Consider the following 14685-nt stretch of genomic DNA (forward strand, 5'->3'; position numbering starts at 1 on the left):
TTATTTTATTATTTTCTATAGATGTTATTATTTCTTAACGTAAGTAATATGTGCCATCATTTCCAAAATTATATTGCTGACCATCTATCTTTTGAATACCTTGTAATGCTCGACCATTGGCATCTGTATAATACTTCTTGCCCCATGCTTCACGCCATCCTGCATTTTGACGAACACCGTTCACGAACCAGTAATATGTGCCCATGTAATAACGGAAGCCTGTATATGGCTTACCATTCTCAAACCAGTTATAACCACCATTGGCCTTTGAATAGCTTGGTGAGTACAAATAGCCATTCGCTGCGCTCTTCAAATTATACGTACCATTTGTACCAAAGTCATAGGCTTGTCCATCAATGATTTGGATACCTTGCAATGCACGACCACTAGCATCCGTATAATACTTCATGCCCCATGCTTCACGCCAACCAGCATTTTGACGAACACCGTTCACGAACCAGTAATAAGTACCTTCGTAGTAACGGAAGCCTGTATATGGCTTACCATTCTCAAACCAATTATAACCACCATTCGCTGTTGACAATGATGGTGAGTACAAGTAGCCATTCGCTGTCCCCTTCAAGTTGAAAGTTCCATTCGTACCAAAGTCATAAGCTTGTCCATCAATAATTTGAACGCCTTGTACTGCACGACCATCAGTACCAACGTAATACTTCATACCCCAGGCTGTTTCCCACTTACTCTCTTGACGTTGTCCTGACTCGAAGAAGTAATAAGTATTTTGATAGTATCGGAAGCCAGTATACTTTGAACCATTTTCAAACCAGTACCACTGATTGTTATCCGTTACATCTTGTAAGTAACCTGATGCAAAACCACGCTTAGCGTATGTTTTGTCATTACCAAAGTCATAAGCAACACCATTAACTGCAAACTGACCTTGCTTCACACGACCGTCGTTACCAAAGTAATATTCTAATCCCCAAGTTGCTTTGCGGATGTCATTTTCTACTCGTTTGTACGTTACTGGGTCAAAGTAGTAATAGGTATTGTCATAAGCTTGCACACCACTTTGGCGAACACCATCTTTAAACAAATAATTCGCGTCATTCGTATAATCATATTGGTAACCATTAGCTACTTGATCATTGACATAAAACTTATTATCAATCCAACCAATCTTTTTACCAGTTATGTTTGATGTCTCTTTTGTGCCAACTAGTTCGTCAACACTGCCTTTACCATTATAAGTCCATGTTCCTTGTGCTAAAACAGTATCTAGTACTTTTGTTGTTTTACCATCGGCACCTACTTGAACTAAGAATGATGGTGCTACCGTAGAATTAAGTCCAACGCCAGCTTTTTCAGCACGGTTACTCATGTATGATGTAATTAACAACAAATCATTATGTCCTGCAACAGGAACTGCATAATATGAATAAGTATCTGTTCTAGATTCAGCTAATTGTGTTCCTGTTATCACACTACCGCTACCATTCAACGGTGTATAAGGTCCAAATAAGCTATCTGAAACATAACCCATCATACCAACATTAATATTAAAATCAGCTGTTGGCACAACACTCTTACTCAAACGTGTATCTGTAAAAAGATAAAATTTCCCGTTCAATGGCACAATATTAGCACGTTCGATTTCATCGGTAATACCATTGGCTGCTAGAAGTGGTGAATAAATTTGTCCAATAGTTGGATTATTTTGCTGTCCTGTAAGCTTCACCAATCCAATAGCGCCATTGGCCTTCTTTGAGAATTTCAACTTATCCGCATTTGCCAATGTTGTTTCTCTTGCTGTTTGGTTGAATTCATCAGTTCCACCATAGTAATCCATGTTATCGACAGCATCATCACTTTGATAATTCTCAGTACCTGTGTTGGATTCAAAAGTTAGATAACGTTCTCCATCAACCTCAATCACGTGCGGATCACGTAAGGTAAAGTTATCTCCCGTATCATAGTATCCTGCATCGATCCATTGTTGCAGAGTTTGGTAATGCTCCTCATCCCCTGTGAAGAGTTCATGATCATCACTAACTTTTGCTACACGAACTTCAGTATCCGTATATGCCATTGACAAGTTAGCAGTTGACAAACGTTGTACTGTGCGTGGTTGGTCAGTTTTTGTATAGAATAATTGGATACTGTCATCATCATTGACCGTTGCAGATCCAGACCACTGCTGCTTATCCCACAATGCATTGAAGCCAAAGACTGGCCCAGCATTCTTCCAATTATTGATTGCTGTATCACCATTCTTAGTGTAAAGCATGTAAATATGTTGATCGTTATCCTCTTTTGGAGAACCTGCTAAAGCAAAAACAATGTTGTAACCATGATAATTTGCAGTGACACCAGTTTTTGCGTCTTGTAGTGCCCAAGAATCCCATACATCCAAATCTTGTACTTCACCACTTTGCGCATCTGCCGTTGCCATTGCTGGCAAATTCTTAATTGCATCAGCATTGAAATATGGTACAGACGTATCTGAATTCAAATTAGCAATGTTATCCGCAACATCTTTTAAGTTAGCATATGTCATGTTGGTAGTTGAGGTACCATCATCATTTTTAGTAACTAATGTTGTTTTAGAGTTTAAATCTTTTGACACACTGTCGTCTAGTGTCACAACTGAGGTGGTCGCTTTTTTATCATCAGTAGTAGCGTCAGTTGCTGCATTTTTGTCCGCTACTTTTTTCGAACTATCATCTGATGATACTGCTGCCACATTCGCTTTGTCGTCAGTTGTTGCACTCTTAGTATCATCAACTGACGTAGTTTCTTTATCATCAGTTGTTTCTTTGTTAGCATCTACTGTCTTAGTAGTACTATCTGTAGCCTTTTCTTGATTGGCTTCAGTTGTCGTTGCATCAGGAGTCGTTGAATTGACTGTCGTTTCTTTATTAACATCTGATGGAGCTGTTGTGTCAGTATTCACATCAGTTGTTTTGCTCAGTGTTTCTGTGTCAGTTGTTGTAGTATTACCAACCGTGTCTGCACTAACAGAACTCACTCCCATAGAAATAGCTGCTACTGTTGCTGCTCCAGCTACCCATATCTTCCCCGCCTTGTATAACTTCTTTCTCATCGATAAGAACTCCCAATTTAGAATTATTGCATCTCGTGCAACTACGTTAAGTATAAACGTTCATCATTTCAAAAATATTACAAAAAGTTGTTAAACGTATAACATAGTTCATTGTTGAACAAAAATGAATTAAATAAACATTAAAATAATAATATTAATATAAGTCTTTAAATATCAATATCGATTCTATTATCAACATTTATGTTTTAATTGTATATAAATTTTTTTAAATATTAATATATGAAATCATTCATGTGTTTTATTGAACTATATGAATTACTAAAATGAATCTACCATAGTTAAGTAAAGGTGCAGAGTGTAGCCATAGATTACAGTACTTTCTAAATTAGAATGATCATGCCTCAAAACAAAATAAAAAAGGCTTTCGCCTCTTCTTTAACGTAAGTAATATGTGCCATCATTTCCAAAATTATATTGCTGACCATCTATCTTTTGAATACCTTGTAATGCTCGACCATTGGCATCTGTATAATACTTCTTGCCCCATGCTTCACGCCATCCTGCATTTTGACGAACACCATTCACGAACCAGTAATATGTGCCCATGTAATAACGGAATCCTGTGTATGGCTTACCATTCTCAAACCAGTTATAACCACCATTGGCCTTTGAATAGCTTGGTGAGTACAAATAGCCACTCGCTGCACTCTTCAAATTATACGTACCATTTGTACCAAAGTCATATGCTTGTCCATCAATGATTTGGATACCTTGCAATGCACGACCACTAGCATCCGTATAATACTTCATGCCCCATGCTTCACGCCAACCAGCATTTTGACGAACACCGTTCACAAACCAGTAATAAGTGCCTTCGTAGTAGCGGAAGCCTGTATATGGCTTACCATTCTCAAACCAATTATAACCACCATTCGCTGTTGACAATGACGGTGAGTACAAGTAGCCACTCGCTGTCCCCTTCAAGTTGAAGGTTCCATTCGTACCAAAGTCATAAGCTTGTCCATCAATAATTTGAACGCCTTGTACTGCACGACCATCAGTACCAACGTAGTACTTCATACCCCAGGCTGTTTCCCACTTACTCTCTTGACGTTGTCCTGTTTCAAAGAAATAATATGTGCCCATATAATAACGGAACCCAGTGTACTTTGAACCATTTTCAAACCAGTACCACTGATTATTATCCGTTACATCTTGTAAGTAACCTGATGCAAAGCCTCGCTCATAATAGGTTTTATCGTTACCAAAGTTATAAGCAACACCATTCACAGCAAATTGGCCTTGCTTCACACGGCCGTCATTACCGAAGTAATATTTCTTCCCCGTATTATCTTGATGAATCTCATTATCAACTCTTTTATATGTTACTGGATCGAAATAATAATATGAATTTGCATAGTTTTGCACACCACTTAAGCGAACACCATTTTTAAACAAATAATAACTAGTATTGATATAGTCGTAGACATAGCCATTGGCTAATTCATTATCAACATAAAACTTATTGTCAACCCAACCAATTTTCATATCAGTTAATTCTGATGTTGCTTTATTTCCTACAAGTTCCTCAACGCTAGCACTTTTGCCATCATAAGTCCATGTACCTTGAGCTAAAACAGTATCCAATACTTTTGTGCTCATACCATCAGCACTTATTTGAATCAAAAATGATGGTGCAAACGTGGCATTCATTCCTGTCCCAGCTTTTTCATTACGATTACTCATATATGAAGTGACCAATAATAAATCACTACGTCCCTCAACGGGTACTGCATAATATGAATACGTATCAGTTCTTGAAGTAAATAATTGCGTCCCAGTAATCACACTACCGCTACCATTCAATGGTGTATAAGGCCCAAACAAACTATCTGATACATAACCCATCATACCAACATTAATATTAAAATCAGCTGTTGGCACAACACTCTTACTCAAACGTGTATCTGTAAAAAGATAAAATTTCCCGTTCAATGGCACAATATTAGCACGTTCGATTTCATCGGTAATACCATTAGCTGCTAGAAGTGGTGAGTAAACTTGAGCAACTGTAGGATTATTTTGATCTTTAGTCAATTTAATCAGGCCAATCGCACCATTAGCCTTTTTTGATAGTTTCAGTTTATCTGGGTTCTGTAGTGTATCAACTTTGGCTTGTTGATTAAATTCTTCTGTTCCGCCATAATATGTATCGTCATTTACGGCATCATCACTTTGATAATTGTTTGTACCGGTATTAGCTTCGAAAGCTAAGTAGCGTTCTCCGTTTACTTCGATAACATGAGGATCACGCAGTGTGAAATTATCGCCTGTCGCATAATTACCGCCTTTATCCCACTGCTCGAAAGTTTGATAATTTTCTCCATCCCCTTCGAAAATAACGTAATCATTATTGACTTTGGCAACATTCAATTCTAAATCATCATAAGACATTGATAAGTTTGCTGTTGCTAGTCTTTGAACAGTCATCGGTTGATCTGTTTTTGTGTAGAACAATTGAATACTGTCATCATCATTGACCGTTGCAGATCCAGACCATTGTTGCTCATTCCATTTCGCATCGAAACCAAAAACAGGGCCAGCATTTTTCCAATTATTTAATGCTGTATCACCATACTTAGTGTAGAGCATATAAATATGTTGATCGTTATCTTCTTTAGGATAACCAGCAAGGGCAAACACGATATTATAGCCATGATAATTTGCAACAGCACCTGTTTTTGCATCTTGTAACGCCCAAGAATCCCAAACATCCAAGTCTTGAATTTGACCAGTCTGTGCATCTGCCGTTGTCATTGCTGGCAAATTTTTAATCGCATCAGCATTAAAATAAGGAACAGATGTGTCTGGATTTAAACTAGCAATATTGTCAGCAACATCCTTTAAATTAGCATAAGTCATGTTAGTTGTTGACGTACCATCAGCATTTTTAGTGACAACGGTTGTTTTTGAATTCAAATATTTTGAAACACTATCATCTAGTTTTTCTACAGATGGAGTTGATTGCTTCTGACTAGACGCATCATTTACTTCTGCATTATCTGTAGCAGTTTCAGCCAACTGTTCGTTATTACTGCCACTTTCTGATTCAGACGTATTAACTGCTGTTTTTGTTTCAGCTACTGCGGTAGTTGATGTTGTATCTTGATTATTTGTGGTTTCAGCTTTTATTTCCTCATCCTTCTGAGCAGTATTGTTACTAGTAACCTTAGCATCGCTGTTTGATGTCTCTGCTGAGTTAGAATTGCTATCATCACTATTAGTTGTAACAGTGACCGCATCAGTGTTACTAGTATCTACCTTGTTGTCATCTGATTCCGTAGAGGAAATACTCGATTCGGTTGCGCTAGATGTTGTAGTCGCATCTGCAGTAGTTGTACTGTTCGTAGTATCCGCACTAACAATGTTGGGTGCTACCACGACTGCAGCTGCAACTGCAGCTCCGGCTACCCATAATTTCCCAGCCTTATATAACTTTTTTCTCATATGAACTCTCCACTTTATACTACTTATAATATATCTTTGTTAAGTATAAACGCTTATCATTTCAATAGTATTACATTCGCTTGTTAAGCGTATATCATAAATAAAAAAAGACGCCGTATACGTCTTTTTTTATTTAATCTATACAATTTTATTTAGCAATGGAATTTTATGAATAATTAGTACAAGAGCAGTTGATGCTAACCATACAATGATCGGCAAAATGATCATGTGTTTTAGCGAACTGTCGGCAATATGTAACTTTCTCTCAGCAAAGTAAATGAAGAATTCATGAATCACATACACACCAAGCGATGTACTGGCTACTTTTTGCAAAGCAAGTTGCACTTTAGGACTCGGTTGATATGTCGCCAAATGACTTTTAACAAATTCAAATACGCCGATGGAGAGTATAAATCCAAATAATCCCCAAATATCATAGACTTCGCGTGCAAATTTGCCTCTTTTGATGGAGAGGTAAATTGTCAACGCAATCATGATGGCTACTGATGCTAAGGCAGCCACATATAGCATATTTTTTTGCCATTTGTGTAAAACAGTATTTTTTAAGTACCAACCAACCACGAAAAAGCCAACGCCACCAGCAGCACCTATTTGTATGCCATGTAGAAAAAAATTATCTGTTTGTAAACGAACTTCATAGTAGTAACTTAAGATATTGACAAAGATCATATTCACTGCTAATAAATATAAGGCTAGTGTTTTATCAGCTTTATTCGTAATTTTAGCTAACAGTGGTGCACTGATATAGAAACCAATGACAAAATAAAAGAACCAAAATATCGGCTGGATACTATTGTGCATAACTGCATCGATAAATTGACCGATATGATAATCAGTTGGTTGATGAAATATAAATGGATTTAAGATATACCACACAAATGACCAAAAAATAAATGGCACAAAAACCTTGGTCATTCTTTTTTTGAAAAAAGTTACTGTATCATATCGTTCGCGATAATCTAGCAAATGGGCACCAGACATCATAAAAAAGATTGGCACTGCCCAAATAAAGGTAACTTGAAGTATTACCGCTATAATCCAGTGCGAATCACCAGTTTGATTTGAAAAAGCATATTCTGAGGTATGAAGGAAAACAACTGCTATCGTAGCAAGTATTGTCAGAATATCCATGTAATAATAACGCTTCATATTTTTACTCTCAATATTTTTTTAATTTTTTGCAATAAAAAAGGCTTTCGCCCTCATGAATTAGCGCATGTAATATGTGCCATTATCACCAAAGTAATAGTCTTTACCATCAATTTTTTGATGTCCCTGAACAGCACGACCCGTGCTATCTGTCCAGTATGTGTAACCCCATGCATGTCGCCAACCCTCATTTTGACGAACACCGTTCACAAACCAATAGTAAGTACCCGTATAATAGCGGAAGCCAGTGTATGGTTTCCCGTTTTCAAACCAGTTATAGCCACCGTTGGCAGTTGAGTAAGATGGTGAGTACAAGTATCCACTAGCCATCCCCTTCAAATTATAGGTGCCATTTGTACCAAAGTCATAAGCTTGCCCATCAATAATTTGAATGCCCTGTAAGGCACGACCAGTATTATCAGTGTAATACTTCATGCCCCAAGCTTCACGCCAACCGGCATTCTGACGTACACCATTGATAAACCAATAATAAGTGCCCATGTAATAGCGGAAACCAGTGTATGGTTTGCCATTTTCAAACCAGTTATAACCACCATTGGCAGTTGATTGTGATGGTGAGTAAATATATCCGCTGGCCGGCTTTCCATTTTGATAGAAAATGCCATTATTGTAGCCATTGGCGTTAATCGAAATTAAGTTTTGATAATCAATCGAAACATCAAATGTTCCTTTTACGCCAGGAAAACTAGTATTACTGTTCCATTGCCACATACCATATGATTGATTCCATAAAGAACTAGCGCTTGGCTGGTATGGATATTGTGCCATCCATACCCGATTATTACCTATATATGAAAAATTCAAGTTCGTTTCATTAACATAAGAAACATATGTATAAGTAGAAGTATTTGTATATCCAGCAGCTTTAACTTGCGCGTTAAAGGCTGTTGCATTGGCAGTTACACTGCTATTTTTTGTGTATGATTCTTCCAAATCATCAACCATCAACGTATCTTTTGGTAGTTCTAATGAGGCTGCGTAATTAGTAAAATACTTTGCTTCAGCTTGCGCGTCAGCTTTTGAAGCGTACCATGAATAGTGATATGCTCCAACTTGTAGGCCAGCTTCTTTAGCATTAGTAATCTGCGATTTAGCATATGGATTTTTATATGAATCGGCTTCTGAAAGTTTCACAATTACGGCTTTAACACCATAATTTTGCATCTTCTTATAATCAGCTACAGAAATAGTTCCATTGTTAGAGGAAACATCCACAACATCCATTCTAGGTAAGCCAGAAGTACCTGCTGTGATAGCAGGTACACCATCAGCTGCATGAGCCTGACCAACAGCTACTAATGAAGCAGCAATGCTCACCGCTGCGATGCTCGACCAAAAAGTTATTTTATTCATTTACACACTCCCACATATGTACACTGACCGATGTCAGCAATTTTTTTAATTATGAAAATTAGCCTTTGCGTAATCAACAACTGACATGTTTTGTTGAGAAGCTTCAGTGATAATTTTCTTGATATCGCTTGGTGCCCATTGATCCGCTGGTAATCCCGCCGCAATAAGTTGCTTACGTGTTTCAGCAATCATTTCTGATGTCACTTCAACGCCTTGAACGGTTTTGTTTGGATCATAGGTTGGGCTATCCGTTGTATTAGAACTTACAGAACTAGAAGATGATGAACTATCTGAAGATGACGACTCTGAACTTGACGAGTTTTCTGATGAACTAGATGATGTCGTTTGCTCAGAGGAAGAACTAACAGATGAAGAACTTGATGAAGATGATTTTTCAACTGAACTACTTTTCGAAGTCTTCGATGAACTTTTCGATACTTTAACTGTTGTTGACGATTTTGATGTTTTCGAAGAATCATTATTTTGATGCCCTAAGGCTATTATCCCCACAATAACAACAATGACAGCGGCAATGATACCAAATATTTTTTTCATTAACACTTCTCTCCCATAAGTAAAAAAACAATTAGCAATGTTCTAACCTTAAGTACTCATTTTGACATAATGCCTGCTAATTTACAATAGGTTGACGGCAGCTGTTACCCAATTGTCAAAAAGCTGTAGTCATTATCAATATTTTTTTTGGTATTTGAACTGGTAGCACCAATTAAAAATAACCTGGTGGGTTGCATTTCGAAATAGTTAACCAAAGAATTGATATTTTTAATTGATAGATTCTGCGCTTCGTCAATAAAAATGTAATCAAAGTTTTGTAACTTCTTCGACTTTATCTTCTTCATGAACTGGCGAATTGGAATGATTTTCCAGTCATAATTTCGTCTCAAGCTAGATTGAGTGGCATTTAATTTCCCAACATGAACAATTAAGACAGTATTATTTTTGCTCAATTTTTTAACAGTATCGTACAGCATCAGTGCTTTTCCATTCCCAGATGGTACATTAACAGCATAGAAACCTGACTCACTTATTGTTAAAATATTGTTCTGAAGTACTTGTTGCTGTTGACTCAGAAGATAGTCCCCCTCTAAAAAAGCATGTGTTTCTCGAAACGGCGAAACTAAATATAAATTGACCTTAAACAAGCTATCTAAATTGCCCACATCTATACTATCGAAAGTTGCCAGTATCCGATAAAATTCTGATGCCAAAAACAAATGCGTTGATGATACATCTGTTGCCTCTAGTTCATCTTGTTCAGTTAATGTGTAGATAATGTCTGAATCTGAGTTATAAGTAAATAGTTTAATTTCTTTAGCAACTTGTGACAAATAGTATTTATTGTTGATTAACTGTTTTCTGACCTTCTCTTCATCATAATCAGCTTGGCTTTTGAGCTCAATATTAACTACACGATGCCTTTGATCAAAGGCTAATAAATCGAACTCCTTACTAATTTTTGGCATACTGTAACCAATATAAAAAAAATTTAAGGGTACCTGCTCATCAATAAAATGACGCACTAATCGCTCAATCCCTTGTAGTTCTCTTTCACGAATAGATAGCACACCTAAATCATTTAGATAATGTTTGATGCTTTCAGACTCTATATTTGAAGCAATTTTTCTTAAATTAGCTGTTTTCAACATTGCACTCACTATTTCCTTAAATGTCGCCGAATTGTATCGTGCCTTTTTTATTATAGTACCAATAAAATATTCTAATTAAAAGTTGAAAAAAAGCAGAAACGAATGGTGTTTCTGCTTTTTGGTTACTGATTAGAATTTTTCTTGCGCTGTAAAATAATCACGACAATCAAAATAATGATTATGATTAACAATGCAGCACCTATCAAAATGTACAGCCAATTACTATTATTAGTATTCGCTTTTACATCAACATCTGATTTGTTTAAATCTCGTGCTTGTTTTGATTTAATCGTGAAATCTTTAGTGAATGTCCATTTTTTGACTTGCTTATTAGCTGTAGCTGTAACTTTCATTTTCAGCGTATAGTCACCAGCCTTCATTGACGTACCATTTAATGAAATAGGATAAGTCAAATGACTATTTGGCGCAATTTGCATATCACTTTTAATCGATGTGTATACTGGTTTCTTACCATTTTTAGAATAAATCTTGGCATCAACTGATACTTTAGACATCAAGACCGATTGATCATTTTGAAGTTCGGCGTTAATGACATTGCGATAATTTATTTGTCCAGGATTGACTTGAAGTAAATTAAGATTAGGATCAACCACTTTATCGGTTTCCTTTAATAAGATAGCCACCGCATATGAGTATTCATTTTGAACCGTTGTGCCGTTTTTGGCTTTATCTTGATTTACTTCGCTTGATTTTTGTTGAAATGTCAAACCACCGAGTAATATACCATCAAATGATTCTTTAGGCATAGTAATATGGAAAGCAACATTTTTAGACGAGCTGGCGGGGATTACAACACTTGACGGACCCTTGACAATATTTGAAATGTCATATTTCAAAGAGCTGTCATTTTTTATACTGGATTTACCATATTCGACAACCCCATTGGAATTTGTTTTGGCAGTATTGACGCCAACTTCAACAGTGATATCTTTTTTTGTATCATTTTTCAACGTAACCATAATATCTTGCTGTTGATTCGAATTCATTTTCAGATTGAAATATGTCTTTGACTTATCAATTTGATTATCGGGAACAACGGTGTTTACTGAAAAATTCATTTCAGCAGCAATTGCTGTGTTATTAAATACAAAAAAAGAAAACATTGCTATGAACACTGCCAATGAAAATCCGTAAATTTTTTTAACTATCATATTAATGTCCTCTTGAAAAAGTTAACCATTATTCTACAGCTGTATCAGATAATGTCCATTTAAGTGTTGTTGTATATGTTCCTGCTTCTTTAACAGTAGAACCAGGGACCGATAATTCAACATTCTTCATTGTATATAACGAAGTACCTCGGCCTTGACCTGCTTTAGCAGTCATGAGGGGTGTTCCCTCATGCAAACTTATTGTCACAGGATTTGTTGAAGTCTCTGGATTTGTTGAGTTGTCAAATCCAGATTCGTTTCCAGAAGCATAAGTCCCATCATTAATAGTAATAGTTGCACCCTTTAACTCACTATCGCCATTTTTAAACTGTCCCATTTGTTGAACACTTAGCTTCCAACCTTTAGCATCACCTGATCGGGCATCAGTTACTTGAACAAAATTAGGGCTCTCTTGACCACTATATGTTGGAAGAGTTGCTTTATATTTTTGTGTCGATGTTGATATTTTATTAGACTCGTTACCATTATCAAAATTAAATGATGAGGCATAATCAATTCTAAGCGTTGTCCCAGTCGCCTCAGTCGAATCATCAGGAGTAATAATATTCTTACTGCCATCTTCATTAATTGGATTATTTGGATTTAATACAGAGTTTTCGCCTTCTGTATTTTCCTTAAATGTAATTGTTGCTTTTGATTTTATTTCTGAAGCTGTCTCCGCATGTACCACAGCGAGTGGTGCTGTTGTTGCTAATCCCAAACTTGCTAATCCTGCTAGTCCTAAAATTTTCTTGTTAATCATAATTCTTCCCTTTTTCTGTTCTCTTATTCTCTGAAATAATCACCATCGTAATGATGATAACACTGCATAATATGTATGATAATGATTGCCTATGTGTTACAGCTACACTTGGTAGTCGTGTAATGACCGGTATCACCTCCTTTCGAGTTGAGACATAACCAAACTGACGGCCAAATTTACCATGAGCCATTGGTGCATTCACTAATGTACCTTTAGCTGTGGACATTTGATTGGTTGGCTGTTGCTCAACAGGTATATAGTCAGGTATTTGAAAACTTATTTGCGCGTGAGATTCAATTGCAGATCCCAACATTAGCCGAACAAACAGTCATAGAACTAGCAATTACGTAGCTGGATAAGACACACAACAGAATCTTTTTAGTTTCATGTAGACTCTCATGGACTATCAACCAATGTCCATCTCAGCGTTGCAGTATAATTACCTATTTCTGTTATTGTGTCTAAATTAGATACTTGCATATCGTAGAAACTATATTGTTTCTTTTCTTTGTTATAGCTCCAATCAGACAATAAATTACCAGTCCCATCATCTTGCCAGGGCCAATAATTAATACGTGCCGATGTTGTTGTAAAGTCTTGTAAAGACGTTGTTAAGCTGCCCGAGCTGTAATCACTCTTCACTAACTGCCAACTAACATCATTAGCGAATGATCCATTTTCTGATGTGAACTGTTTAGCCAATTCAACGTTAATTTTTATTTCTTTACCTTTTTCACCACTGACTTGACAGTTACCTTTCCAATTACCAATCAAACTTGTTTCACTATTCATCTTGTGAGAACCAAAATCTACATCTGGAGCAGAGATTAACTTTGGTGACACACCATTGTTTCTATCAATTGGCAGTTCCAAATCTGGAAAAGTACTACTTGTTGGAAAAGTGTTATTTCCTACGTATTTATGTGCAACAATGTTACCATTAAACGTACCAATACCAGACAGTGTGACAATGCCTTCAGGCGATAATATGGCATTACTTGTTTCTTTATTATTGCTCTGCCAATCAACATTACCTGTATAATTAGTTTCAGAATCTATATTATAAAAATTAAACATGATATTTTTGCTTTTCGAAACCGAATCAAAAGCCATGCTACCTGTTGAAAAATTGTTCACACCGGAAGTATCGATTGTAATAACGACCTTCTCCACATCAGATATTCCCTTAATTGACAAAGAATAGCCAGGAAAATCACTTGCTTTAACAGTTAAATACTCGACATTATCTTCCGATGGAATATGACTCGCATCAATTGTTATCGTACCACCCCACTTGTTTTCAACAGTGGCATTATTATTTTTGGAGTGGTTGGCGATTATTTTTGATACAGATGATAGCCTCGCGAGTTCTGTATCTATATCCAAATATTCATTATTATCAGTATCTTGCCGTAATACTTTTGGTGTTTGGTTTAATTTTAAGCCGTTGATTGTTGATCGTCCATCGGTTGCTGTTGGCTGTAAATATTTAAAAGACGAGCCTAAAATTAAAGTATCGTTATTAAATGTTGCCTGATCATTATTAGACTGTATGCTTCTTTGAAGATAGGAAATCCCCTTATGACCAGCTGAACTGCCACCTTTTCTAATCATGTCTTGTGTAGCAAAATTACCTTCTATTGGTCGATCATCAAGGTCCATTGTTTTTGAAAAAATATTGAATTGACCAGATAATCCCAATACAGTATTCGTTAATTCTGAAAAATCATCTTGCCAGTGACCTGCTGCTGGCAAAGTGACCCTAGTATCGTCTTCTGCAAGTCTTTGAAATTGATATGTACTTGATGATTTCTTGTATTGATATGTGGTTGATACTGACGTTCTTTGAGGTGAAAAATTAATATACCATGCACTCACAATCGCTACAGTTAACATTCCCAATAGAGCTAATAGTGCTTTTTTTAACATGAATTCCTCCTTTCTAATACACTCAAACGCTTATCATTGTACCAGTTACAATGTGAAATCAAAACAACAGAAATATGT

10 protein-coding genes are annotated in these 14685 nt (G+C 36.4%); all 10 read right to left on the minus strand.

Annotation, left to right across the window (positions count from 1 at the left end; all coding sequences use genetic code 11):
* Nucleotides 1-34: 34 nt before the first annotated feature.
* The 10 genes from RHP64_RS07045 to RHP64_RS07090 all read right to left on the minus strand — a co-directional run bounded on the left by RHP64_RS07045 (nt 35) and on the right by RHP64_RS07090 (nt 14607).
* Nucleotides 35-3064 (minus strand): glycoside hydrolase family 68 protein, encoded by a 3030-nt coding sequence (locus RHP64_RS07045; RefSeq protein ID WP_462785003.1) that lies wholly within the window; start codon nt 3062-3064, stop codon nt 35-37.
* 396 nt (nt 3065-3460) lie between these two features.
* A complete protein-coding gene (locus RHP64_RS07050) occupies nt 3461-6532 on the minus strand; it encodes a glycoside hydrolase family 68 protein (protein ID WP_129531689.1) in 3072 nt (1023 codons plus the stop codon).
* A 138-nt stretch (nt 6533-6670) separates the two neighbouring features.
* On the minus strand, nt 6671-7702 hold the full coding sequence (locus RHP64_RS07055; protein ID WP_128739697.1) for an acyltransferase: 1032 nt from the start codon (nt 7700-7702) through the stop codon (nt 6671-6673).
* 60 nt (nt 7703-7762) lie between these two features.
* A complete protein-coding gene (locus RHP64_RS07060; RefSeq protein ID WP_011680103.1) occupies nt 7763-9076 on the minus strand; it encodes a GH25 family lysozyme in 1314 nt (437 codons plus the stop codon).
* Nucleotides 9077-9121: 45 nt separating this feature from the next.
* Complete coding sequence (locus RHP64_RS07065; RefSeq protein WP_011680104.1) at nt 9122-9631, minus strand: hypothetical protein; 510 nt, start codon at nt 9629-9631, stop codon at nt 9122-9124.
* Between the two features lie 104 nt (nt 9632-9735).
* On the minus strand, nt 9736-10743 hold the full coding sequence (locus tag RHP64_RS07070; RefSeq protein WP_105296126.1) for a hypothetical protein: 1008 nt from the start codon (nt 10741-10743) through the stop codon (nt 9736-9738).
* 122 nt (nt 10744-10865) lie between these two features.
* On the minus strand, nt 10866-11915 hold the full coding sequence (locus RHP64_RS07075) for a WxLIP family cell surface protein (protein ID WP_160212038.1): 1050 nt from the start codon (nt 11913-11915) through the stop codon (nt 10866-10868).
* 28 nt (nt 11916-11943) lie between these two features.
* Nucleotides 11944-12678, minus strand: a complete 735-nt coding sequence (locus RHP64_RS07080) for a WxL domain-containing protein (RefSeq protein ID WP_150288607.1) — start codon at nt 12676-12678, stop codon at nt 11944-11946.
* Nucleotides 12671-12991, minus strand: a complete 321-nt coding sequence (locus tag RHP64_RS07085) for a hypothetical protein (protein WP_060461435.1) — start codon at nt 12989-12991, stop codon at nt 12671-12673. Before RHP64_RS07085 ends, RHP64_RS07080 begins: the two co-directional genes overlap by 8 nt.
* Nucleotides 12992-13074: 83 nt before the next feature.
* A complete protein-coding gene (locus tag RHP64_RS07090) occupies nt 13075-14607 on the minus strand; it encodes a hypothetical protein (RefSeq protein ID WP_150288608.1) in 1533 nt (510 codons plus the stop codon).
* Between the last annotated feature and the right edge of the window lie 78 nt (nt 14608-14685).

The organism is Leuconostoc sp. XM4, from assembly GCF_055698815.1.

Coding starts and splice junctions, on each gene's coding strand:
- RHP64_RS07045 (WP_462785003.1), bottom strand. CDS start 3,064: ATGAGAAAGAAGTTATACAAGGCGGGGAAGATATGGGTAGCTGGAGCA.
- RHP64_RS07050 (WP_129531689.1), bottom strand. CDS start 6,532: ATGAGAAAAAAGTTATATAAGGCTGGGAAATTATGGGTAGCCGGAGCT.
- RHP64_RS07055 (WP_128739697.1), bottom strand. CDS start 7,702: ATGAAGCGTTATTATTACATGGATATTCTGACAATACTTGCTACGATA.
- RHP64_RS07060 (WP_011680103.1), bottom strand. CDS start 9,076: ATGAATAAAATAACTTTTTGGTCGAGCATCGCAGCGGTGAGCATTGCT.
- RHP64_RS07065 (WP_011680104.1), bottom strand. CDS start 9,631: ATGAAAAAAATATTTGGTATCATTGCCGCTGTCATTGTTGTTATTGTG.
- RHP64_RS07070 (WP_105296126.1), bottom strand. CDS start 10,743: ATGTTGAAAACAGCTAATTTAAGAAAAATTGCTTCAAATATAGAGTCT.
- RHP64_RS07075 (WP_160212038.1), bottom strand. CDS start 11,915: ATGATAGTTAAAAAAATTTACGGATTTTCATTGGCAGTGTTCATAGCA.
- RHP64_RS07080 (WP_150288607.1), bottom strand. CDS start 12,678: ATGATTAACAAGAAAATTTTAGGACTAGCAGGATTAGCAAGTTTGGGA.
- RHP64_RS07085 (WP_060461435.1), bottom strand. CDS start 12,991: ATGTTGGGATCTGCAATTGAATCTCACGCGCAAATAAGTTTTCAAATA.
- RHP64_RS07090 (WP_150288608.1), bottom strand. CDS start 14,607: ATGTTAAAAAAAGCACTATTAGCTCTATTGGGAATGTTAACTGTAGCG.